Below are 23,834 nucleotides of genomic sequence, written 5' to 3'. Positions count from 1 at the left end.
GAAATGATTAAAGAAGCAATTATAAAATTATCAAAGAAAGAAAATCTCACCTATACAGAAGCAGAAGAAGTAATGAATGAGATTATGGAAGGAAAGGCATCGGATGTTCAGAAGTCAGCATATCTGACAGCACTTTCCATGAAAGGTGAGACAATCGATGAGATCACAGCATCAGCAGCGGGAATGCGTGCACACTGTATCAAGCTTTTGCATGACATGGATGTGCTGGAAATCGTAGGAACAGGGGGAGACGGAGCAAATTCATTTAACATTTCAACAACATCTTCACTTGTGATTGCGGCAGCGGGAATCCCGGTCGCAAAGCATGGTAACCGTGCAGCATCTTCTAAGTCCGGTGCGGCAGATGTACTTGAAGCACTTGGAGTGAAGATCGATGTCGCACCGGAGCGCAGCACACAGCTTCTCAAAGACATTCAGATCTGTTTCTTATTTGCACAGAATTATCATATTGCAATGAAATACGTCGGACCGATTCGTAAAGAACTCGGTATCCGCACGGTATTCAATATTCTCGGGCCATTGTCCAATCCGGCAGGAGCGAACATGGAACTGATGGGAGTTTATGATGAAAGCCTTGTAGAGCCACTTGCAAGAGTCATGGCGAATCTCGGAGTCGTCCGCGGAATAGTCGTTTACGGACAGGATAAGTTAGATGAGATTTCCATGTGTGCACCGACTACAGTCTGTGAGATTAAAGACGGAACATTTACAAGCTATGAGATCACACCGGAGCAGTTTGGTTATGAGAGATGCGAAAAAGGCGCACTGACAGGAGGAACACCTCAGGAAAACGCACAGATCACATTGGATATCATTTCAGGAAAAGAGCAGGGAGCAAAGAGAAATGCAGTTTGCCTGAATGCAGGAGCAGCAATCTATCTTGCAGGAAAAGCAGATTCAATCGAAGCAGGTGTAAGAAAAGCGGAACAGATCATTGACGAAGGACTTGCACTGAAGAAGCTGGAGCAGTTTAAAGAAGAAAGTAATAAATAAAAAGTCTGATCCCCGGCTATGCAGGGGAGAATGGAAGAAGCAACTTGAAAGAAAAAGAGGAACAAATAGTATGAATATACTCGAGAAAATTACCGAGCACACGAAAGAGCGGATCGAAGAAGAAAAGAAAATAGTTCCATTAGAAGAGGTTCGAAGACAGGCGGAAGAAAAAGGAATTAAAGATCAAATCCCTGCATTCGAACAGGCACTTCGGGCAGACGGATTATCCTTTATCTGCGAGGCAAAGAAAGCTTCTCCTTCCAAAGGATTAATCGCACCGGATTTTCCATATGTTGAGATCGCCAGAGACTATGAAGCAGGCGGCGCGGCAGCAATCTCCTGTCTGACAGAACCGTTTTGGTTCCGGGGCAGTGATGCGTATCTGAAAGAAATCGTGCAAAATGTATCCATTCCGGTGCTCAGAAAAGATTTCACCTGTGATGAATATATGATCTATCAGGCAAAAGCAATGGGAGCCTCGGCAGTACTTCTGATCTGTTCGGTATTAGAAGATGGCAGGTTAAAAGCGTATCATCAGCTGGCAGACGAACTCGGATTATCTGCTTTGGTAGAAACACATAACGAAGAAGAAATCTTAAGAGCACAGAAGATCGGTGCAAAGATTATCGGTGTAAATAACCGGAATCTGAAAGATTTCACAGTGGATATCAAGAATAGCATTCGGCTAAGAGAAATGGTCAGTTCGGAAACAGTTTTCGTATCTGAGAGCGGTATCCGCGGAGTGGAAGATATGAAAGCACTTTATGAAAATGGAACCGATGCGGTACTGATCGGAGAACTTCTGATGAGAAAATCTGATCGGAAAGCGGCATTGATGGAGTTGAAGCAGCAGACAGGAAGGCAGCTAGATATGAATTAGCGGAAGATATAGTATGAGACAAGAAAAAATGAACATGCCCAAGATTAAGATCTGCGGATTAAGCCGCCCGGAAGATATTACCAATATAAATGAGGTAAAACCGGATTATTGTGGATTTATTATAGATGTTCCGAAGAGCTGGAGAAATGTATCCATTTCGAAAGTTCGTGAACTGGTTCAAAATCTTGAATCGCAGATTTGCCCGGTCGGAGTATTTGTCAATAAAGACTGCGGCGAGGTCGCACAATTATTAAATGAAGGAACCATTCAGATCGCTCAGCTTCACGGGCAGGAAGATGAGGCATATATAAAGAAGTTGAAAAGTCTGACAGACCATCCGGTGATGAAAGCATTTTCGATTCAGGAGAAAAAAGATCTTGATGCGGCGGCAGCGAGCAGTGCAGATCTGATTCTTCTCGATCATGGAAAAGGCGGAACCGGCGAGACATTTGATTGGAGTCTTTTGGAAGGCTGGACAAAGCGGCCGTATTTCCTCGCAGGAGGACTGAATCCGGAGAACATACCGGAGGCAATACAGCGAATACACCCTTGGGGAATTGACCTGAGCAGTGCAGTGGAGACAGATGGAAAGAAAGATCGTGAGAAAATTCTTCAAGCTGTGAAAACTGTGAGAAATTTTGAAAGCAGTAAACATTTTTTGAAAACAAAAGAGTATACAAGTGAACGAATAAATTTACCAAAACAATAGAAACAAGAAAGAAGGAGAGACAACCATGACAAAAGGAAGATACGGAATCCATGGTGGACAGTACATTCCGGAGACACTGATGAATGCAGTGATCGAATTGGAAAAGGCGTACAACTACTATAAAAATGACAAAGAATTTAATGACGAACTGAATACATTATTAAATGAATATGCAGGCAGACCGTCTCTTTTATACTATGCAGCACGTATGACAGAAGATCTTGGCGGGGCGAAAATTTATCTGAAACGAGAAGATCTCAATCACACAGGTGCCCATAAGATCAACAATGTGTTAGGTCAGGTTCTTCTTGCGAAGAAGATGGGAAAGACAAGAGTGATCGCTGAGACCGGTGCAGGACAGCATGGGGTTGCAACAGCGACAGCAGCGGCTCTGATGGGAATGGAATGTGAAGTTTTCATGGGAAAAGAAGATACAGAGCGTCAGGCATTAAATGTATACAGAATGCGTCTTCTCGGAGCACAGGTACACGCGGTTACAAGTGGAACTGGTACTTTAAAAGATGCTGTTTCGGAGACGATGCGTGAGTGGACAAGAAGAATTGATGACACACATTATGTACTCGGATCCTGTATGGGACCGCATCCATTTCCGCAGATCGTGCGTGATTTTCAGGCAGTTATATCTAAAGAGATCAAGGAGCAGATCCTTGAAAAAGAAGGAAAACTCCCGGATGCAGTGCTTGCCTGTGTCGGCGGAGGATCCAATGCGATCGGTGCATTTTATAATTTCATTGAAGATGAAGGCGTGCGCCTGATCGGATGCGAGGCGGCAGGACGCGGCGTGAATACAGCAGAGACAGCTGCAACGATCGCGACCGGTAAGCTTGGAATCTTCCACGGAATGAAATCTTATTTCTGTCAGGATGAGTACGGACAGATTGCGCCGGTTTACTCAATCTCAGCCGGACTGGATTATCCGGGAATCGGACCGGAGCATGCAGACCTTTATGATAAGGGAAGAGCAGAATATGTAGCAATCACAGATGATGAGGCAGTCGATGCATTTGAGTACCTTTCTAAATTAGAAGGAATCATTCCGGCGATCGAGAGTGCACATGCAGTTGCATATGCAAGAAAGCTTGCGCCGACAATGGGAAAAGACCAGATTATTGTAATTAATATTTCAGGACGCGGAGATAAGGACTGTGCAGCAATCGCACGTTACAGAGGGGAGGATCTTCATGAGTAGAATACAGGAAGCATTTAAAGGGAAGAAAGCATTTATACCATTTGTCACATGTGGTGACCCGGATCTTGAGACAACAAAACAGATCGTCTATGAGATGGAGAAAGCAGGGGCGGCGTTGATCGAGCTTGGAATCCCATTTTCCGATCCGACAGCAGAAGGACCGGTTATACAGGGAGCAAATCTGCGTGCGTTGACAGGAGGCGTGACCACAGATAAGATCTTCGATATGGTAAAAGAAATCCGTCAGAATACAAAGATTCCACTTGTTTTTATGACATATGCAAATGTTGTGTTCTCTTACGGAACAGAAAGATTTCTTGAGAAAGCGAAAAATGTCGGAATGGATGGTCTGATTCTTCCGGATGTTCCATTTGAAGAGAAAGAAGAATTTGACATCGTGTGCAAAAAGTACGGAATCGATCTGATCTCATTGATTGCACCGACTTCTCATGACCGAATCCGGATGATTGCAAAAGAAGCATCGGGATTCGTATATTGTGTTTCTTCACTTGGTGTAACAGGAACAAGATCCTCGATCACGACGGATATCGGAGCAATGGTGAAGCTTGTAAAAGAGGAAAATGATATTCCATGTGCGGTTGGATTCGGAATCTCCACTCCAGAGCAGGCGGCGAAGATGTGTCAGAGCGCAGACGGTGCGATCGTTGGAAGTGCAATCGTTAAGTTGTGTGAGAAATACGGAAAAGACTGCGCGCCGTATGTTGCAGAATATGTAAAGAGTATGGTTGAAGCTTGTAAATAAGTGAAAAGGATATGCGATTCGAAATCCGAGTATTCTTTTGATAATAATAGGAAAATACCTCTTTTGATAAGGAATCAGATGTGGTATCATAGAAATTAGATTTGTTGCTTGATCTATGATACGAATCCGAAAGGAGAATACGAATGAAGAATCGAAAACAGCCTTTATTCAAAAGCTTTGGCTATGCCTTTGAAGGAATCTGGACAGGGATTTCAAAAGAGAGGAATATGAAGATTCATTGCCTTGCAGTGATTCTTGTAACAGCAGTTGGAACCTTTGTAGGATTAACACCGATGGAATGGTGTATCTGTCTTCTCCTTTTTGGAATGGTGATCTCACTGGAACTTGTGAATACGGCAGTGGAAGCTGTTGTCGATCTTGTGACAGAGGAGAGAAAGCCACTTGCTAAGATCGCGAAGGATACGGCAGCTGGTGCAGTGCTTTTTACGGCAATCATGGCTGTGATCATAGGGTGTATTATATTTATACCTCATTTCATTGCACTACTGTAATGTAAAGAAAAGCAACCAGAAAGGAAAACAAAGAGATGGATGAGAATAAAGTAATTGTCAGTACAGAGATGAAGCAGGTATTGGTGAATCTGCGAAATCTCGAAGAGATTTATGTGATCATGTCAGGTGTGACGAAGATGCCGTTTGTCCTCTGTGATGAAGAGACATTTGATGACGAGGTTCTGGTTTATTATCAGGAAGAGTCTGCAAAGGAAAAGGCAAAGACGCTTGCAGAAGATCGTTATCATGTAGGAATTGCCAAGATTGAAAAGAATGTCAGACTTGGATTTTTTACAAATCTGTATACAATGGGCGTGAATGCACTGGCAGTGAATGTTGGTACAGAGGAGGAGATCAGGGTTCAGCTGGAACATCTTGTAGTTCGTAAGAATAAGGAAGAACTGCCTGACGGAAAGAAACTGATCGAGAATCCGGAACTTCATCTGACAGCAATGTATCTGATGCAGGAGATGCACCGCAATATCGGACCGGAGATGCCGGAGAATGTGAAGGAACTTCAGGAAGAGATGATGGCGCATTATAAGAAAGGAACCTTTATCGTAGGAGTTCAGGAAGATAATCAGGTTCCACTTCTGAGACAGCCGGACGGAAGTCTGTATCAGCCGATCTTTACAGATATGATAGAATTTACCAGATTTGCACAGGGCAAGAAGATGAAGACAGCAGCAATCCCGGCGGATAAGATTCCGGAGATACTGATTCCGGATGCAAAGGGAGTTGCAATCAATCCATTTGGTGTGAATGTACGTCTGGATATTACAAAAGCAAATAAGCAAAAGCCAGAAGCGTAAAATGAAGAGAAGTTAATTTAAATCAAAAGAAAAACTTTAATTTACTAAAATAATCACTAAGTAACATATTCAACAAATAAACAGGATAAATATTGTTGAATATTACAGATTGACTGTTGGAAGTGAGTATGGTTATACTATACGTGGTTAAAAGAGAAAAGCGCACGATAGAGTGTTACTGGTAAAGCAGGCATAAACTATCCTTAATAAGTTCACCAGATAAGGTGGATTTCGTTATTGAGGATTAGTTTATGCTTTTTTTGTTGCGCTAACTCTATGAGAAATTTTATACGAGGAGGATTACAGATGAAAGACAAGATTTTTGGAGTATTGCAGAGAATCGGAAGAAGTTTTATGCTTCCAATCGCAATTCTTCCGGTAGCAGGACTTCTGCTTGGAGTAGGAAGTTCATTTACAAATGCAACGATGATTGAGACATATCATCTTCAGGCAATTTTAGGCGAGGGGACAATTCTGAATTCCCTGCTCACAATTATGAGCAAAGCGGGAAGTATTATTTTTGATAACCTGCCGATCATTTTTGCTGTCGGTGTAGCAATCGGTATGGCGAAGAAAGAGAAGGAAGTTGCGGCACTTGCGGCAATGATCTCTTTCTTTGTAATGAATGCAACAATGAATGCCATGCTTCTGATCCGTGGAGATCTTCTTGCAGACGGAACGCTTGGAGCCGGAGTTCTGGAAGGAACTGTGACAAGTGTCTGCGGAATCCAGACATTACAGATGGGTGTATTTGGCGGTATTATCGTTGGACTTGGAGTAGCAGCACTTCATAATAAGTTTTACAAAATCCAGCTTCCGAATGCATTGTCATTCTTCAGTGGATCAAGATTTGTTCCGATTATTTCAACATTGACTTATGTGGCTGTCGGAATCGTGCTCTATTTTGTATGGCCAACCGTTCAGAATGGAATCTATGCACTCGGCGGACTTGTAACAGGAACAGGCTATATTGGAACATTGATCTTTGGTATTATTAAGAGAGCGTTGATTCCATTTGGACTTCACCATGTATTCTATCTTCCATTCTGGCAGACAGCGGTTGGAGGAACAATGGAAGTTGCGGGACAGCTGGTACAGGGCGGTCAGAACATCTTCTTTGCGCAGCTTGCAGATCCATCCACAGTACATTTCAGTGCGGATGCGACAAGATATTTTTCCGGTGAATTTATTTTCATGATCTTTGGTCTTCCGGGTGCGGCACTTGCAATGTATCAGTGTGCAAAACCGGAGAAGAAGAAACAGGCAGGCGGACTTCTGCTTTCTGCAGCACTTGCATGTATGATGACCGGAATCACAGAGCCACTGGAGTTCTCATTCCTGTTTGTAGCACCGATTCTTTTTGCGGTACAGGTGATCCTTGCCGGATCCGCTTATATGATCGCGCATATGTTAAATATTGCAGTAGGACTTACATTTTCCGGTGGATTTATTGATCTGTTCCTTTTCGGTATCCTTCAGGGAAATGCTAAGACAAGCTGGATCAGAATCATCCCGGTTGGAATTATTTATTTCTTCTTATATTATATCATCTTCCGTACTTTGATTCTGAAGCTGAATCTGAAGACACCGGGAAGAGAAGATGATGATGCGGAAACGAAGCTGTATACAAAAGCTGATTATAAAGCAAAAGTAGATGGAAATGATGCAGATTCTGAAAATGAAATGACACCGGAAGATCAGAAGAGCGCACTGATCACAAGAGGACTTGGTGGAAAGAAAAACATTTCTGATGTGGACTGCTGTGCGACAAGACTTCGCTGTACGGTAGTAAAGCCGGAACTGGTAAATGAAGATGTATTAAGAATGACATCCCCATCCGGAATCGTAAGAAAAGGACAGGGAATCCAGGTAATCTACGGACCGGCTGTTTCTGTGATTAAATCCAATCTGGAAGATTATCTGGAGAAAGCTCCGGATGTGGAATATCTTCCGAAAGAAAACGAAAACAGCGCAGAAGAAACGAATAAATGTGCAGAAACAAAAGATGAAGCGAAGAAAGATGAGAACAAAACTGTTGCAGCCGGAACTGTAAAGAAAGAGCTTTGCTCTCCATTCACAGGAGTGGCAGCACCAATCGAAGAAGCGTGTGACGAAGCATTTGCAGGGAAAATGATGGGAGACGGTTATCTGGTTCGCCCGGAAGAGGGAATGGCTTATGCGCCGGAAGATGCAACTGTATCTTTTATCTTCCCATCAAAACATGCGGTTGGTCTGACTAGTGATGACGGAACCGAATATCTGCTTCATATTGGTGTGGATACTGTAAATCTGGATGGAAAAGGATTCGAAACTTTTGTAAATGACGGAGACCGAGTAAAAAAGGGTGACAAACTGATAGGTTTTGATATAAAATATATCCAAGAGCATGCAAAATCCGATGAATGTATGGTTGTATTTACAAGTCTTCAGGAAGGTGAAGAGATCAGAATGTCTAAGAGCGGAAAAGTAGAGAAGCTTGAGAAGACAGCAGAAATCGTAAGCTTGAATTAAGAGAAAGAAAGAGAGGCTCCGGGGGGATGTATCGAGTCATTAAAGTTCTGAATAATAATGGGATTCTTGTATATCATGTTGAGACAGGGAAGGAGATGATCCTTCTCGGAAACGGTGTGGGATTTGGAAAGAAACCTACAGAACAGATCGAGAAACTTCCCGGAGCCAAAGTATATTCTCTTGTCACAAGAAGAAAGCAAGAGTCTGTTCTGAAAACAGTCAATGGAATCCGCCCGGAGTTTATTGAGGCAACAGGAAAGATCATTGAAGAAGCAGAGAACGTGTTTCAGAAGATCAATCATGAGATGCTGCTTCCGTTGGCAGATCATATTGCGCTTGCAGCGAAGAGAGCGAAGGAGAACCGCCAGCTTCCGAATCCATTTACACCGGATATCCGTGTGTTGTTTGGAGAGGAGTATCAAGTGGCCCTGAAAGGGCGGAAAATTATACAGCAGCTGACAGGATATGAAATCTCAGAGGATGAAGTCGGATTCATTACGCTACATATTCATGCAGGCCTTTCTGATGAGGCAGTATCCCAGACTCTGGATGCGACCAGGATTGTAAATGAAGGGATTGCCATGATTGAACAGGAATTCGATCAGAAGCTGGAGAGCGGCTCACTTGGATGTACACGTCTGATGAGTCATATGTATTATATGATTCTGAGAACCCGTAAGGGTGAAGGGACGAATGCAGACTTTAATGATTTCATTTTTCAGAATTATCCAAGGACCGGAGAGGCGGCGAAGAGAGTGTGTGACTATATGTCCAGACAGCTGAAACAGCCGGTCGCAAAAGAAGAAATCGGATTTCTTGCAATCCATATCCAGCGGGTTATCTCGCCGGATACGGTATGACCGTGTGCTCTTGAAATACTGTATACCATGAGATATAGTAGTGGATAAGAGCGAAAGGAGAATCCGCAGAATGTATAAGATTCTAATCATAGAAGATGACCTTGTGATGGCAGGGGCAATTAAAAAAGAGATGGAAGCGTGGGGAAATGAAGCACGTTATGTGGAAGATTTTGCAAAGGTTCTTGAGACATTTGCAGAGTATGGTCCACATCTGGTGCTTTTGGATATCACGCTTCCTTTTTATAATGGATACCACTGGTGCAGCGAGATCCGTAAGATATCGAGCGTTCCGGTGATCTTTATCTCTTCAGCAGCGGATAATATGAATATTATCATGGCGATGAATATGGGCGGAGATGACTTTGTGGCAAAACCATTTGACTTAAGTGTACTGACAGCGAAGATTCAGGCTCTGCTGAGAAGAACGTATGATTTGTCAGGAAAAGTGCCGATGCTGGAACATAGAGGAGCAATCCTGAACCTCTATGATACAACAATGACCTATAATGGGGAAAAGATTGAGTTGACAAAGAATGAATTTCGTATCTTACAGACATTGATGGAGAATAAAGGACGCGTGGTCAGCAGAGACACGCTGATGACAAAGCTGTGGGAGACAGACAATTATATCGAAGAGAATACATTGACAGTCAATGTCGGAAGACTTCGGAAAAAGCTGGAAAAAGCGGGATTGGAAGGCTTTATCAAGACGAAAGTCGGCGGTGGATATATCATCGAGAAGGAGTAAAAATGTTTTTACAATATTTGAAAAGAATCCGATTTGTGCTTCTGTGGAGTTTGCTGTGTGCGGGAATCTTTTTTCTGATTTTTGTGTTGGAAGAGATTAATCTGAAGGTAGCGGTTTATCCAACAGTGTTGTGTCTGGCATTTGGATTACTTTTTCTTCTCTGTGGATATTTGCGGTATAAGAAAACCGGGCAGAAGCTGGAGCATTTGCTGCAAGGAGAAGGACCTTATGAGGATTCGCTTCCAATCGCACAAGATGGGATTGAGTCAGGATATCAGGAGCTAATCAGAAAAGAAGAACAACAGCAAAGAAAAGAACATGCCAGATGGGAGAAGTCCGGTCAGGACATGGAGGACTATTATGCAACCTGGGTGCATCAGATCAAGGCACCGATTGCTGTGATGAATGTATTACTTCAGCAGGAAGATACCGAGACGAATCAGAATCTGAAAGCCGAACTGTTCCGGGTGGAGCAGTATGTGGAGATGGCACTTGGGTATGTGCGTCTTGACAGTGGCACGAAGGATCTGGTAATCGCACAGTATCCTTTGGATGAAATTGTAAGAAAATCGATCCGTAAATATGCAGGACAGTTTATTCGAAGGAGAATCCGTCTGATCTATGAAGGGACAGATCAGATTGTTTTGACGGATGAGAAATGGCTTTCGTTTATCATTGAACAGCTGTTGTCCAATGCGGTGAAATATACACTGAAAGGAATTGTGACGATTATTGTCAGTGAAGAAAAGAAATTGACAGTTACAGATACCGGAATGGGGATTGCACCGGAGGATCTGTCGAGAATCTTTGAAAAAGGATATACGGGATATAATGGAAGAATGGAACGGAAATCAACGGGAATCGGTCTGTATCTGAGTCAGATGGCGGCAAAGAAACTTGGGCATCAGATCACGGTTGTGTCGAAGCTGGGGGAAGGTAGCAGTTTTACAATAGATCTGGCAGAGTATCCGTTGAGAACAGAGTAAATCACTAAATCACACAGAGAGAAACAAGTGACAAATTTGTCACATCAGACAGCTGGAATGTCACAGAAATCAATGTCGGCATTCTGGCTGTATTGCTATACTGAGGATGTTGAAAGAAAGAAGAGGAGGTCGTAAGAAATGACAGTTTTGGAAGTAGAAAATTTGAAAAAAATATACCGTCCCCGTTTTGGCGGTAATCAGGTACAGGCACTCTCTAAGGTGACATTCTCAGTAGAAGAGGGCGAATATGTAGCAATCATGGGAGAGAGTGGCTCGGGGAAGACGACATTACTGAACATGCTGGCAGCATTGGATAAACCAACTGAAGGGGAAGTTTATCTGGATGGAAAACCGTTATCAGCAATCCGCGAGAAAGATTTGTCCAAGTTCAGGAGAGATCATCTTGGGTTTGTATTTCAGGATTTCAATCTTTTGGATACATTTAATCTAAAGGACAATATCTTACTGCCATTGGTACTGCAGGGAGTTGATTACAGGAAAATGAATGTCAGGATGATGCCAATCGTGAAAGAACTTGGAATTGCAGGACTTCTGGAGAAGTATCCGTATGAAGTATCAGGAGGACAGAAGCAGCGTGCAGCAGTGGCGAGAGCGCTGATCACAGATCCGAGACTGATCCTGGCGGATGAGCCGACCGGGGCACTCGATTCGAAATCAACGGATGAATTGCTCGGGGTATTTGAGCGGATCAATCAATCGGGACAGACGATCCTTATGGTAACACATTCTGTCAAAGCAGCGAGCAAGGCCGGGAGAGTGTTATTTATTAAAGACGGAGAAGTTTTCCACCAGGTATATAAAGGCGAACAGACAGATGAACAGTTCTATCAGAATATCTCAGCGACACTGACAATGCTTGCGACAGGTGGTGAGAGACAATGAAAAGTGGACTTTATCTGAAACTTTCCGTTAATGGAATTAAGAAAAATAAGAAGCTGTATCTTCCTTATCTGATCACTTGTATCTGTATGGTTATGATGTTCTATCTGATCGATTATCTTGCAGTGAGTCCGCAGTTTGCCCAGATCAAAGGTGGGGATACTATGCAGATGATCCTTGGATTTGGTTCTGGTGTGATCTCAATCTTTTCTCTGATCCTTCTGTATTACACAAATTCATTTCTGATCCGCAGACGACAGAGAGAGTTTGGGTTGTATCACATCCTTGGAATGGGAAAAATTGACCTTGTAAAAATCATGGTTCTTGAGAATCTGATCATCAGTGTTCTGACGATTGCAGGAGGAATCGTGGGAGGAATCCTGTTTTCTAAATTGGGGGAACTTCTGGCAGCGAAGATACTTGGAAGTAATGCCGGACTTTCTATGAAAATCAGTGTTCCGGCACTTGTGGCTACGGCACTGTTATTCCTGGTCATTTTTGCATTAATCATGCTTCGGATGATCGTGTCCGTCTATCGGTTAAAACCTGTAGAACTTTTAAAAAGTGAAAAGACAGGAGAGAAACCTCCGAAGGCAAACTGGATCTTTGCAGTACTCGGGTTGCTTCTGCTTGGTGTGGCTTATTATTTATCCCTGACAATCAAAGATCCGCTTGTAGCGATGATCTGGTTTATGGTTGCCGTCGTGCTGGTAATCCTTGCAACGTATCTGTTATTTATTGCCGGCTCGGTCACATTTTGTAAAATAATGCAGAAAAAGAAAGGATATTATTATAAAACAAATCATTTTATTTCACTTTCATCCATGATTTACCGTATGAAACGAAATGGGGCAGGATTAGCGTCTATTTGTATTCTGTCCACAATGGTTCTGGTTATGGTATCTTCTACAACCAGCCTGTATCTGAGTATGGAACATGGCTTGAATCTTCGATATCCGAAATCTGTCCAGATTGAGATGTACACGAAACCGGAGCAGACGGAAGAAATGAAAGAGAATCAGAATGGACAGATTATAGAGCTTGTACAGAAGGTTTTGAAAGAACATAACCAGACCGCGGAGAATCCGGAGAATTACCGGATGCTTACAGTCAGTGGAATTGTTTCAAAAAATGAAATCTATTTTAATCCGGAGAATGCTCCGGGAGTCAATGAAGTGAATACATTTGATCATTTAAAAATGTTCTATGCTCTGCCGTTGGAAGCGTATAATCGGATCATGGGGACGAATCTGGAGCTTGCTCCCGGGGAAGCGTATCTGTATGCGAAAGATTCCGATTTCCCCTATGATCAGATCACGGTGGAGAATTCCGGGACATGGAGGATTAAAGGACATTTGGATAAAATGATTTCAAATGGAAATAATATGGCAAATATGAACAGCAGCTTCTATCTGGTGGTTTCCGGACTGGAAGATATAAAAGCTTTGGAAGAAGGAAATGTTTCCGTTTACGGTGTCAATGGTTCTTATGAGAAATGGTACTACAATTTTGATCTGTCCTGTGGAGATGAAGAGCAGATCCAGATTCAAAACGAGATTGACAAGAAAATCAATGCATTGGCTGAACAGGAATCAGAGGAATCAGATACCCTATTTTTTGGAGCTTCTACAGACAGCAGAGCCGCATCAAGAGCTGATTACCAGGCTTTGTACGGCGGTCTGTTCTTCCTTGGAATCCTTCTTGGAGTCGTATTCATTCTTGGAATGGTGCTGATCATTTATTATAAACAGATTACAGAAGGCTATGAGGATCAGGACAGATTCCAGATTCTGATGAAAGTGGGGATGACACAGAAAGAAGTGCGTCAGACGATCAATTCTCAGGTAATGACAGTATTCTTCCTGCCTCTTGTGGCTGCCGGAATTCATACGGCATTTGCATTTCCAATGATAGAAAAAATGGTGCATCTGCTTGCTTTTTCTGACAGAAAATTCCTGATTCTGGTGACAGTGTGCTCCTATTTAGTATTTGCATTATTCTATATCATTGTCTACATGGTGACTTCGAAACAGTATTACAAAATTGTTAGCGGAAAACAGGAAGAAAGTCTTTTTTCTTAATTCAAAGAGTGATAGAATAGAATTATCAGAAAAAGGAGGACTTGCTTATGATGAATCACACAATTATTACAATTGGAAGACAGTTCGGAAGTGGCGGTCATGAAGTAGGAAACAGACTGGCAGAGAGACTGAACATTCCTCTTTACGATCACAATCTGATTCGAATGGCAGCAAGAGATCTTGGAATTTCGAACGAAGATGCTGGAAGAGTAGATGAGACGAGACTTGGAAATGTGTTATCAAGCTATTATATTGGAATGGGTGATTATACTACATTTATGCTCAGTCCGGAAGTGGAGAAACCATTAAGTGATCAACTTTTTGACGCACAGTCAGCAATCATCCGCAAGCTTGCGGAACGCGGACCGGGAATCTTTGTGGGACGCTGCGCAGATTATGTTCTTGGGGATTATTCAAATGTTGTGAATACATTTATCTATGCTTATAAGGATGATAGAATCAATCGAATCATGGATATCTATAAGCTTTCCGAGAAAGAGGCTGTAGATAAGATTAAGAAGATTGACAGAGAGAGACGCCTGTATTATGAAGGTAGAACAGACCGTAAGTGGGGCAGTATTGAAGCGAATGCAATTCTGCTGAATTCAAGTCTTCTTGGAATCGATGGTGCGGTAGATGCACTTGAGGCGATTTATCATAAGTGGGAAAACAGATAACAAAATAAGCAGAAAAAATGAAATAATTAACAAAAATTAAGAGGGTGTCGTTTAGTGCGACACCCTCTTTGCTACGTCTTTATTCTGGAATCTGTATTTATTTCATCATGCCGGCAAGAATCTGATTGACTTCTTTACCATCAGCTTTGCCTTTTACCTTCGGCATGAGTTCTTTCATGATCTTACCTTTATCCTTTGCTGTAGGAGCATCGATACCAAGATCTGCAAGAACGGATGTGATCACTGCTTTGATCTCATCTTCGCTCATCATCTTTGGTGCATATTCTTCAAGAACAGCAAGACGCTTCTGAGCCTCTTCAATCAGATCTGTACGATCTTCAGGTGTCATATCAATTGTTTCTTTTAACTGTTTGATTTCTTTTAAGATTACCTGTCCTTCTTCCTCTTCTGTCAGGTCGGCACGTTTGTCGATAGCTTTATTCTTCAGAGAGGAGAGCAGAAAGGAAAGTGCGGCTTTTCGTTCTTTGTCTCCTGCCTTCATTGCAGCGACCATAGCGCTTCTGATTTCATCAATTTTGCTCATTTTAGAGTCCTCCTTATAATTTAATATGCTTGAAATAGTTACAATTATTGAAAAGAGCGGATTGCTCTTGATTCATAAGATAAATTTTAGCAGATGGTGGTTTATATTGCAAGAGTGCACTCTGTTTTGTGAAAATATATAAAAAAATGCATGAAAAGCATAAAAAATCAGAAAATTTACGAAAAGTAAAAATATAGGTTGACAATATTGGGCTCGAGGAGTAAACTACGTGACATAAAAGCAAAGGCGCTTTGAGAAACAGATCTCAGAGTGCCTTTTTCTTTTAATAAAATATGGTACCTATAGATTTGCCGCGAACAGCAGCAAGTCTCAATGACACAAAGGCGTGTCTTACAGCAAGAACCGATTCAGGGGGATGGTTCAACGAAGCTGTGAGATATGTCTTTTTAGTTTCTAGGTATGAGGAGGAAGTAGTATGACACAAGAAATTATTACTCAGATTACAGACACAGTCGGAACAGAAGTGTTCGGCATCTGGTTCCTGATCGGAGCTGCATTTGTATTCTTTATGCAGGCAGGATTCGCTATGGTAGAGACAGGATTCACCAGAGCAAAGAATGCCGGTAACATTATCATGAAGAATCTGATGGATTTTTGTATTGGAACAATCGTGTTTATTTTCCTTGGATTTGGATTGTTACTCGGGGAAGATGCACTTGGCGGACTGGTAGGAGTTCCAACACTTGGAATCTTTACGGATTATGCAAACTTTGACTGGTCTAATTTTGTATTCAACCTGGTTTTCTGTGCGACAGCAGCAACAATCGTATCAGGAGCTATGGCAGAAAGAACAAAGTTTCTTTCCTATTGTATTTATTCCGCAATGATCTCCGCAGTTGTGTATCCGATCGAAGCACACTGGATCTGGGGAGGCGGATGGCTTTCACAGCTTGGCTTCCATGATTTTGCAGGATCTTGTGCAATCCACATGGTAGGTGGAGTAACAGCATTTATCGGAGCTGCAATGGAAGGAGCCAGAATTGGTAAATTCTCAAGAGATAAGAATGGAAAAGTAACAAAAGTCCACGCATTTCCAGGACATAACCTCGTAATAGGTGCTCTTGGATGTTTCATCCTCTGGTTTGGATGGTATGGATTCAACGGTGCGGCAGCAACAACAGGCCCACAGCTTGCATCTATCTTTATGACAACAACAATCGCACCGGCAACAGCAACCGTTGTATGTATGATCTTCACATGGCTTCGTTATGGAAAACCAGATGTGTCTATGTGTCTGAATGCATCCCTCGCAGGTCTGGTAGCAATCACAGCACCTTGTGATGTGACAGATGGATTAGGAGCACTGATCATTGGAGCAGTTGCAGGAGTTCTCGTAGTATTTGGCGTTTGGTTCTGTGATAATGTAGTGCATGTAGATGACCCGGTTGGTGCCGTAGCAGTTCATTGTTGTAATGGTATCTGGGGAACAATCGCAGTTGGTCTTTTTGCAACAACAAATGCGCCGGAAAGCACACTGAAAGGTCTGTTCTACGGTGGTGGATTCGGACTTCTCGGAACACAGCTTCTTGGTGTAGTAACAGTTCTTGCTTGGACAGTTGTAACAATGACAATTATCTTCAAAGTAATCGATATGACAATTGGACTTCGTGTTTCAGAGGAAGAAGAGATTGTTGGTCTGGATTCCAAGGAGCATGGTCTTGCATCAGCATATGCAGGATTCAGCATCATGGATATTACGGAAGGTGCAATGAATGAAAATGAAAACACAGATCTTGGTGTAGCAGATTATGACGCAGCATCTCCAATCCAGAGAGCAGCAGCTGTACCGGTAGCAGGACCGGTAGATGCAGATACAGGAATGCATAAAGTTGTTATTATTGCAAAACTTTCCAAGTATGACAGGCTGAAATCAGCGTTGAACAATCTTGGTGTTACAGGAATGACAGTTACCCAGGTTATGGGATGCGGTATCCAGAAAGGTGCCGGCGAGAAATATCGTGGAGTTGAGATGGACGTAACCGTTCTTCCAAAGGTAAAAGTAGAAGTTATCGTAGGAAATATTCCGGTTGAGAAAGTCATCGAAACAGCATCCAAGACACTGTATACAGGACATGTCGGTGATGGTAAGATCTTTGTATACAACGTGCAGAAAGTAGTAAAAGTACGTACAGGAGAAGAAGATCTCGAAGCATTGAAAGATGTAGAATAATACTTGATAAAAAAAATAATCTCCCAAAAGCAGTAAAGACTGTTTTTCCGGAGATTATTTTTTATGATTATTGAACGATTTTTTGAATAATTTTTTTTTATAAATAAGATTGAAATCTTATATACTACTATATTTAATAAGAAGTAACAGCGTAAAAAACAACACAGGATGGTAAAAATTACCTAAAAATTTTTTAGATTATCATATAATTTGAAAAGAAAAATGTGAAAAAAATACTATTTTATGTAAAGAGAGTTAAATAAATATAAAATTTTTCTTTAAAAAGCTAAAAAAATGTGATATAGTGTAATACAAACATATGATATTGAAATTCAGGAGGGAAAATTAAGAATGAACAATTATATGTATCTGGTTCCAGTTGCAGCTGTCATTGCTCTTCTTTTTGCAGCATATCTTGCAGCAAAGGTTAGCAGACAGGATGCCGGAACAGAAAGAATGAAGGAAATTGCCGGTGCAATCGCAGATGGTGCACGTGCTTTCCTGACAGCAGAGTACAAGATCCTTATTGTATTCGTAGTAGTACTTTTCGTACTGATCGGATTAGGAGTAGGTAACTGGGTAACAGCAGTTTGCTTCGTAGTAGGTGCTCTGTTCTCAACAATCGCAGGTTACTGCGGAATGACAGTTGCTACTAAGGCAAATGTCAGAACAGCTAACGCAGCTAAAGAGAGCGGAATGAACAAAGCTCTTTCCATCGCATTTTCAGGTGGTGCCGTTATGGGTATGTGTGTTGCTGGACTTGGTGCACTTGGTGTCAGCCTTGTGTACATCGTAACTAAGAATGTAGATGTATTATTCGGATTCAGCCTTGGTGCTTCTTCCATCGCATTGTTTGCACGTGTTGGTGGTGGTATCTATACAAAGGCAGCAGACGTTGGAGCTGACCTTGTAGGTAAAGTAGAAGCAGGTATCCCGGAAGATGATCCGCGTAACCCGGCTGTTATTGCTGACAACGTTGGAGATAACGTAGGTGACGTAGCAGGTATGGGAGCTGACCTTTTCGAGTCTTACTGTGGATCTCTGATCTCAGCACTGACACTTGGTGTTGCAGTAAGCGAAGTTTCAGGAGTATTATTCCCACTTGCAATCGCAGGATGTGGTCTGATCGCTTCTATCCTTGGAACATTCTTCGTAAGAGGCGGAGAGAACACAAATCCTCAGAAAGCTCTTACAAAAGGAAGCTATGCTTCTTCAGCAATCGTAATCATTGCTTCTTTAGCACTTAGCTGGGTGCTTTTCGGAAACATGAACGCAGCAATCGCAGTTATCGCTGGTCTGATTGTTGGTGTTATCATTGGTAACATCACAGAGTACTACACATCAGCAGATTACAAACCGGTTAAAGGAATCGGAGAGCAGTCTGAGACAGGTGCAGCTACAACAATCATCAGTGGTCTTGCAGTTGGTATGAAATCAACAGCTATCCCGCTGCTTCTGATCTGTGTAGGTATTTTTGTTTCTTATAATGTATTTGGTCTGTATGGAATTGCTCTTGCGGCAGTTGGTATGCTTTCTACAACAGGAATCACTGTTGCAGTTGATGCATATGGTCCGATCGCAGACAACGCTGGTGGTATCGCAGAGATGTCCGGTCTTGATGAGTCCGTTCGTGACATTACAGACAAGCTTGACTCTGTAGGTAATACAACAGCAGCTATGGGTAAAGGATTTGCTATCGGTTCTGCAGCACTTACAGCTCTTGCGCTGTTCGTATCTTATGCAGAGACAGTAGGTCTGAAATCCATCAACCTTCTTGACTACAAAGTAATCATCGGTATCTTTATCGGTGGTATGCTTACATTCCTCTTCTCAGCATTCACTATGGAGTCTGTATCTAAGGCTGCATATTCAATGATCGAGGAAGTTAGACGTCAGTTCCGTGAGAAACCAGGCATCATGAAAGGTGAAGAGAAACCTGACTACAAGTCATGCGTTGGTATTTCTACAACAGCAGCACTTCACGAGATGCTTCTTCCAGGTCTGATGGCAGTTATCGTTCCTGTAGTAGTAGGTGTTCTTCTTGGAGTTGACGCTCTTGGCGGACTTCTTTCAGGATCCCTCGTAACAGGAGTTCTTATGGCGATCTTCATGTCAAATGCAGGTGGTGCATGGGATAACGCTAAGAAGTATATCGAAGAAGGAAACCACGGCGGAAAAGGTAGTGAGGCTCATAAGGCAGCCGTTGTTGGAGATACTGTAGGAGATCCGTTCAAGGATACATCAGGTCCGTCTATCAACATCCTGATCAAACTTATGACAGTTGTATCACTTGTATTCGCTCCACTGTTCCTTTCTATCGGAGGACTTCTGTAATACTTTTGTCATCCATATATGGATGACATTAAGAATATAAGTTGAAGGAAAACGTTCTCTGGGGATTTCCCCGGGGGACGTTTTTTTCTGTGTTGCTTTTACTTGTTTTGTTATATAACTATAAAACTGGCTTGTATAAATATTTTAAAACTGGATATATCTAACAGACCAGGGCGCTGATATAATAAGGCGGTATGTTGGGAAAATTCACTTACAAGTCTCACGGATGTTCGACTTGAATACTCAACATAAGAGATAACAAACAGGAGATTTACAAAATATGAAAAACGAAAGTATCAGCACAAAGAAAATCGTAATGACTGCATTTTTTGCAGCTATTATTTATCTGGGAATCCAGTCTTTCCGTATTCCGCTTCCGGCGGCTGTCGGAACACCATTTCTGCATTTCGGGCACATTTTTGTAATGCTTGCAGTATTAATGCTTGGACCTAAGCTTTCAACTGTGGCAGGAGTTCTCGGACTTGTCGTATTTGATGTATTGAACGGTTATATTCAGGCAATCCCGAATGTGTTCGTCAGCACGATCATCAAATGTCTGCTTGTGGGCGTGATCTTTCAGGCTCTGAAGAAAAAAGCGCAGGAAGATGCGAAGAAGGAATATGGTTATGCGGTCCTCTGTGCGGCTATCTATGGAGTTACGAACATTATCGTAGACTTTATCTGGTCAACCGTTGAACTGGTCGTTCTCGGCAGTTCCTGGAGCGCAGCGTTGGCGGCAGAGATCACATCTATCCCGGCTACGATCATCAATGCAGGATTTACAGTAGTAGGAATTGCGATTCTGTATGTTCCGGTGAAGAAGGCTTACCAGAGAATCCTTGGAGCATAGGAAATTAATAAGCCAGGAAGTCAATGTCATAGCACATATGTCTGATAATCAAAAAGGAGAATTATTAAGTTGGATATTGCAAAGATACAGATCTTATTACAGGAAGCAGAATTAGACGGTTGGTTGTTTACAGATTTCCAGGGACATGATTTTATCACAAAAGAGTTTCTTGAGCTTGGAAATCGTTTCTGTACAAGAAGGATGTTCTATCTGATTCCGACGCAGGGTGAACCAGTCAAGGTGCTTTCAGCAATTGAGCCGCATCTCCTTGATCATCTTCTGGGAGAGAAAATGTTATATCATGGAATTGAAGGACAGAAGAAAGTGTTGTCAGAGTTATTGAAGCCGGGCATGAAGATTGCCTGCCAGTACTCTCCAGGCGGAAATGTTCCGACGATTAGCTCTATGGATGCCGGCCTGATCGAGTATCTTAGAACTTATGAGATCAAGCCGGTTACAAGTGCAGATCTGATGCAGCATTTTGGCGCGGTATTATCGGAACATCAGATAGAGACTCATAGACAGGCGGGAATTATTATTCACAAGATTCTTACTGATACGTTTGCATGGATCAGAGAAAATATAGATGTGGGTAATTATATTGATGAGTATGCGATGCTTCTGAAAATGCAGGAACTGACAGGGCAGGAGGATATCTACATGGATTCACCACCGTTTTTCGGTATTGATGAGCATGCTTGTGATCCGGGATATGAACCGAAGGAAAATGGTTCGAAGCAGATTTGTGAAGGCAGCCGTCTGATCATAGATATCGCCGGCCGTCTCCCTGAGGAAGATGCGGTATATTATGATGTATCCTGGTGCATGAATGTCGGAGAAAAGATTGATCCGGAGTATGAGAAATGGTTTCAGATCGTATATGATGCGCGGGAAGATGCAAGACAGTTTATTCAGGCGAGATTAGATGCAGGAGAAAAAGTCAGAGGATATGAAGTGGATCGAAGGCTGAAAGAAAGATTCGAACAGCTTGGATGTGCACAGTATCTGATGCACCGGACAGGACATAATATCGGTCACAGATGTCATGGAATTGGTGCCAATCTGGATGATTATGAAACACATGATGACCGCTGTCTGCTCCCTGGTACGATGTTTTCCATAGAACCGGGACTGTATACAGATAAGTATGGTGTGAGACTGGAATATGATGTGCATATTACTTCGGAGGGAGAAACGAAAGTGTATGGACCGGTGCAGGATGAGATTCTTGTGATTTGATCAAGGGTGAAAGAAATATAGTTGAAAAAGTGAAAGAAATGGCGAAGATTTGTACCAGTAAGGTGTAAGCTTCGCCCTTTTTGTTAAATACAATTCTTGATAATGTATAATAGGTGTAGTATTCTTATTAGAAATAATACATCAGTAAAAGAAATAAACAGGAGGTTATTCAAAATGAAACAAGTAGAGACAACAAGAGAAGCAATAATCAACAGACGAAGTGTTCGCAAGTATAAAACTGATATGATTCCAAGAGACATAATCGAGCGAATTGTAGAGGCGGGGACTTATGCAGCAAATGGAAGAGGACACCAGGCATCTATTATTCTGGCAGTGACAAATAAAGAATTACGAGACAGACTTTCAGAGATGAATCGTAAGATTGGTGGATGGGATGAAGGATTTGATCCGTTTTATGGAGCACCTGTGGTATTGGTTGTACTGGCAGAGAAAGACTGGCCAACACATGTGTATGATGGAAGTCTTGTAATGGGTAATTTGATGCTGGCAGCACATACAGAAGGAATTGGAAGTTGTTGGATTCATCGTGCAAAGGAAGAGTTTGAAAGTGAAGAAGGAAAACAGATTTTGTCTGATCTTGGAGTGACAGGAGAGTATGAAGGTATCGGACACTGTATACTTGGATATCCGGATGAAGAAATAGAAGAGGCGAAACCCAGAAAAGATGATTATGTTTTCTGGGTGGAGTGATAGCCCATAAATATAATAGAGGGTTACTCACCATAGTTTCAAACTATGACAAATGCATAAATTTATATATTTTTCAAAATAAGCATGGAATGATAAGATGATTGCAGATAAAACATCACTTACAAAAATAAAAGGAGAATTAATTTATGAGCAAATATCAGACACCATGCAGATATGATTTTGTGGGAAGTTTTTTGAGACCGGAAGAGGTTAAGAAAGCGAATGCAGATTATCAGGAAGGAAAGATCAGCGAAGCAGAAAAGAATCAGATCATTGATAAAGCGGTTACAGAAGTTGTAGCAAAGCAGAAAGAGCTTGGATTTCATGTGATCACAGACGGAGAGTTCAGAAGAACTTACTGGCATCTGGATTTTATGTGGGGATTTGAAGGTGTCGGTCATGAACAGACCGGCAGCGGGGTACAGTTTGATGGAGAGCTGGCATCACTGGAAGATACTTATCTGACAGGAAAGATAAAGGCAAAGGCGCATCCGTTTGTAGAACATTTCAAATTCCTGAAACAGTTTGAGGATGAGAACACAGTTGCAAAATATACAATTCCGGCGCCGGCGCAGATGTTCCAGCAGATGATTATTCCGGTCAACTACAAAAATACGAGAAAATATTATGAGACAAACAAAGAACTGATCCACGACATTGGAACAGCTTATCAGGAAGTGATCCGTCAGTTCTATGAAGCAGGATGCAGAAATCTTCAGCTTGACGACTGTACCTGGGGAGCAATTGTCGGAGATGCGGCAAAGCAGAGATACAAACTTCTTGGAACGGATATTGAAGATGTGAAAAAAGAGCTTCTTGAAGTGAATAACCTTGCACTGGAAGGAAAACCGGAGGATATGGTAATCACTTCCCACATCTGTAGAGGAAATTATCATTCAACATTTTTTACAAGCGGACCGTATGATTCTGTAGCAGATTATGTCTTTGCAAAAGAAAATGTGGATGCATTATTCCTTGAATATGATGATGCAAGATCTGGTGGATTCGCTCCGCTTGCAAAGGTGTCTCCGGATAAAAAAGTGGTATTAGGGTTAATTACAACGAAGACACCTCAGCTCGAGGAGAAAGAAGTTGTAATCAAGAGAATTCATGAAGCTGCAAAATATATTCCATTAGACAGACTTTATCTCAGTCCACAGTGTGGGTTCGCTTCCTGTGAAATCGGAAACAAACTGACAGAAGAGGAACAATGGGCAAAGTTAAAGCTTGTGAAAGAAATTGCAGAAGAAGTCTGGGGAGAGTAATAAGAGTTGAGTTGCTGCTTATACAGAGTGTAAACGG

21 protein-coding genes are annotated in these 23,834 nt (G+C 42.1%); 20 read left to right on the top strand and 1 reads right to left on the bottom strand.

The annotated features are described in order from the left end of the window. Positions 1-3: 3 nt before the first annotated feature. From trpD to LI126_RS02145, 14 genes are all read left to right on the top strand, one after another. Positions 4-1,014 (top strand): anthranilate phosphoribosyltransferase, encoded by a 1,011-nt coding sequence (gene trpD, locus LI126_RS02210; RefSeq protein ID WP_055173384.1) that lies wholly within the window; start codon positions 4-6, stop codon positions 1,012-1,014. A 70-nt stretch (positions 1,015-1,084) separates the two neighbouring features. Then, complete coding sequence (gene trpC / locus LI126_RS02205) at positions 1,085-1,894, top strand: indole-3-glycerol phosphate synthase TrpC (RefSeq protein ID WP_055173386.1); 810 nt, start codon at positions 1,085-1,087, stop codon at positions 1,892-1,894. 13 nt (positions 1,895-1,907) lie between these two features. Further along, positions 1,908-2,603, top strand: a complete 696-nt coding sequence (locus tag LI126_RS02200) for a phosphoribosylanthranilate isomerase (RefSeq protein ID WP_055173388.1) — start codon at positions 1,908-1,910, stop codon at positions 2,601-2,603. A gap of 25 nt (positions 2,604-2,628) precedes the next feature. Then, entirely contained in the window at positions 2,629-3,813 is a 1,185-nt protein-coding gene (gene trpB / locus LI126_RS02195) for a tryptophan synthase subunit beta (protein WP_015528114.1), read from the top strand. Then, positions 3,806-4,576, top strand: a complete 771-nt coding sequence (gene trpA / locus LI126_RS02190) for a tryptophan synthase subunit alpha (RefSeq protein ID WP_227164743.1) — start codon at positions 3,806-3,808, stop codon at positions 4,574-4,576. The genes trpB and trpA overlap by 8 nt, the downstream gene beginning before the upstream one ends. A 143-nt stretch (positions 4,577-4,719) precedes the next feature. After that, the gene (locus LI126_RS02185; protein WP_020435830.1) at positions 4,720-5,088 is read left to right on the top strand and encodes a diacylglycerol kinase family protein; all 369 of its coding nucleotides are present in this window, start codon (positions 4,720-4,722) and stop codon (positions 5,086-5,088) included. A 35-nt stretch (positions 5,089-5,123) separates the two neighbouring features. Continuing rightward, a complete protein-coding gene (locus tag LI126_RS02180) occupies positions 5,124-5,900 on the top strand; it encodes an SseB family protein (RefSeq protein WP_055166766.1) in 777 nt (258 codons plus the stop codon). A gap of 306 nt (positions 5,901-6,206) precedes the next feature. Further along, positions 6,207-8,411 carry a PTS transporter subunit IIABC gene (locus tag LI126_RS02175; protein ID WP_227164742.1) on the top strand — a complete coding sequence of 735 codons (2,205 nt, stop codon included), beginning with the start codon at positions 6,207-6,209 and terminating at the stop codon, positions 8,409-8,411. Positions 8,412-8,437: 26 nt separating this feature from the next. Next, entirely contained in the window at positions 8,438-9,271 is an 834-nt protein-coding gene (locus LI126_RS02170) for a PRD domain-containing protein (protein WP_117826169.1), read from the top strand. 70 nt (positions 9,272-9,341) lie between these two features. Then, positions 9,342-10,019: a response regulator transcription factor gene (locus LI126_RS02165; protein ID WP_054753843.1), complete on the top strand. Its 678-nt coding sequence runs from the start codon at positions 9,342-9,344 to the stop codon at positions 10,017-10,019. A 2-nt stretch (positions 10,020-10,021) separates the two neighbouring features. Then, positions 10,022-11,005, top strand: a complete 984-nt coding sequence (locus LI126_RS02160) for a sensor histidine kinase (protein WP_227164741.1) — start codon at positions 10,022-10,024, stop codon at positions 11,003-11,005. Positions 11,006-11,143: 138 nt separating this feature from the next. Then, positions 11,144-11,908: an ABC transporter ATP-binding protein gene (locus LI126_RS02155; protein WP_015528106.1), complete on the top strand. Its 765-nt coding sequence runs from the start codon at positions 11,144-11,146 to the stop codon at positions 11,906-11,908. Beyond that, positions 11,905-13,986, top strand: a complete 2,082-nt coding sequence (locus tag LI126_RS02150) for an ABC transporter permease (protein ID WP_118142617.1) — start codon at positions 11,905-11,907, stop codon at positions 13,984-13,986. Before LI126_RS02155 ends, LI126_RS02150 begins: the two co-directional genes overlap by 4 nt. 47 nt (positions 13,987-14,033) lie before the next feature. Beyond that, positions 14,034-14,663 (top strand): cytidylate kinase-like family protein, encoded by a 630-nt coding sequence (locus LI126_RS02145; RefSeq protein ID WP_155205027.1) that lies wholly within the window; start codon positions 14,034-14,036, stop codon positions 14,661-14,663. Positions 14,664-14,760: 97 nt separating this feature from the next. Here the strand turns inward: LI126_RS02145 and LI126_RS02140 are convergent, their stop codons facing one another. After that, entirely contained in the window at positions 14,761-15,207 is a 447-nt protein-coding gene (locus LI126_RS02140; protein WP_015528103.1) for a GatB/YqeY domain-containing protein, read from the bottom strand. A 436-nt stretch (positions 15,208-15,643) separates the two neighbouring features. Between LI126_RS02140 and LI126_RS02135 the strand changes: the two genes are divergently transcribed. The 6 genes from LI126_RS02135 to LI126_RS02105 all read left to right on the top strand — a co-directional run bounded on the left by LI126_RS02135 (position 15,644) and on the right by LI126_RS02105 (position 23,797). Beyond that, positions 15,644-17,398 (top strand): ammonium transporter, encoded by a 1,755-nt coding sequence (locus LI126_RS02135; RefSeq protein WP_305067613.1) that lies wholly within the window; start codon positions 15,644-15,646, stop codon positions 17,396-17,398. Between the two features lie 351 nt (positions 17,399-17,749). After that, positions 17,750-19,732 (top strand): sodium-translocating pyrophosphatase, encoded by a 1,983-nt coding sequence (locus LI126_RS02125; RefSeq protein ID WP_020435839.1) that lies wholly within the window; start codon positions 17,750-17,752, stop codon positions 19,730-19,732. Between the two features lie 280 nt (positions 19,733-20,012). Continuing rightward, positions 20,013-20,582 (top strand): ECF transporter S component, encoded by a 570-nt coding sequence (locus tag LI126_RS02120; RefSeq protein ID WP_055147528.1) that lies wholly within the window; start codon positions 20,013-20,015, stop codon positions 20,580-20,582. Positions 20,583-20,651: 69 nt separating this feature from the next. Further along, positions 20,652-21,821, top strand: coding sequence for a M24 family metallopeptidase (locus tag LI126_RS02115; protein ID WP_117499120.1), 1,170 nt, complete (start codon positions 20,652-20,654; stop codon positions 21,819-21,821). 174 nt (positions 21,822-21,995) lie between these two features. Then, positions 21,996-22,532, top strand: coding sequence for a nitroreductase (locus tag LI126_RS02110; protein WP_055147522.1), 537 nt, complete (start codon positions 21,996-21,998; stop codon positions 22,530-22,532). Positions 22,533-22,678: 146 nt separating this feature from the next. Then, positions 22,679-23,797, top strand: coding sequence for a 5-methyltetrahydropteroyltriglutamate--homocysteine S-methyltransferase (locus LI126_RS02105; RefSeq protein WP_055166757.1), 1,119 nt, complete (start codon positions 22,679-22,681; stop codon positions 23,795-23,797). Positions 23,798-23,834: the final 37 nt, after the last annotated feature.

It is taken from the genome of Mediterraneibacter sp. 210702-DFI.5.30 (assembly GCF_020560115.1).
Taxonomy (GTDB): Bacteria; Bacillota; Clostridia; order Lachnospirales; family Lachnospiraceae; genus Mediterraneibacter; species Mediterraneibacter faecis.
Note: the sequence above shows the minus strand (reverse complement) of the source record. Positions and strands in the feature narration are given on the sequence as shown.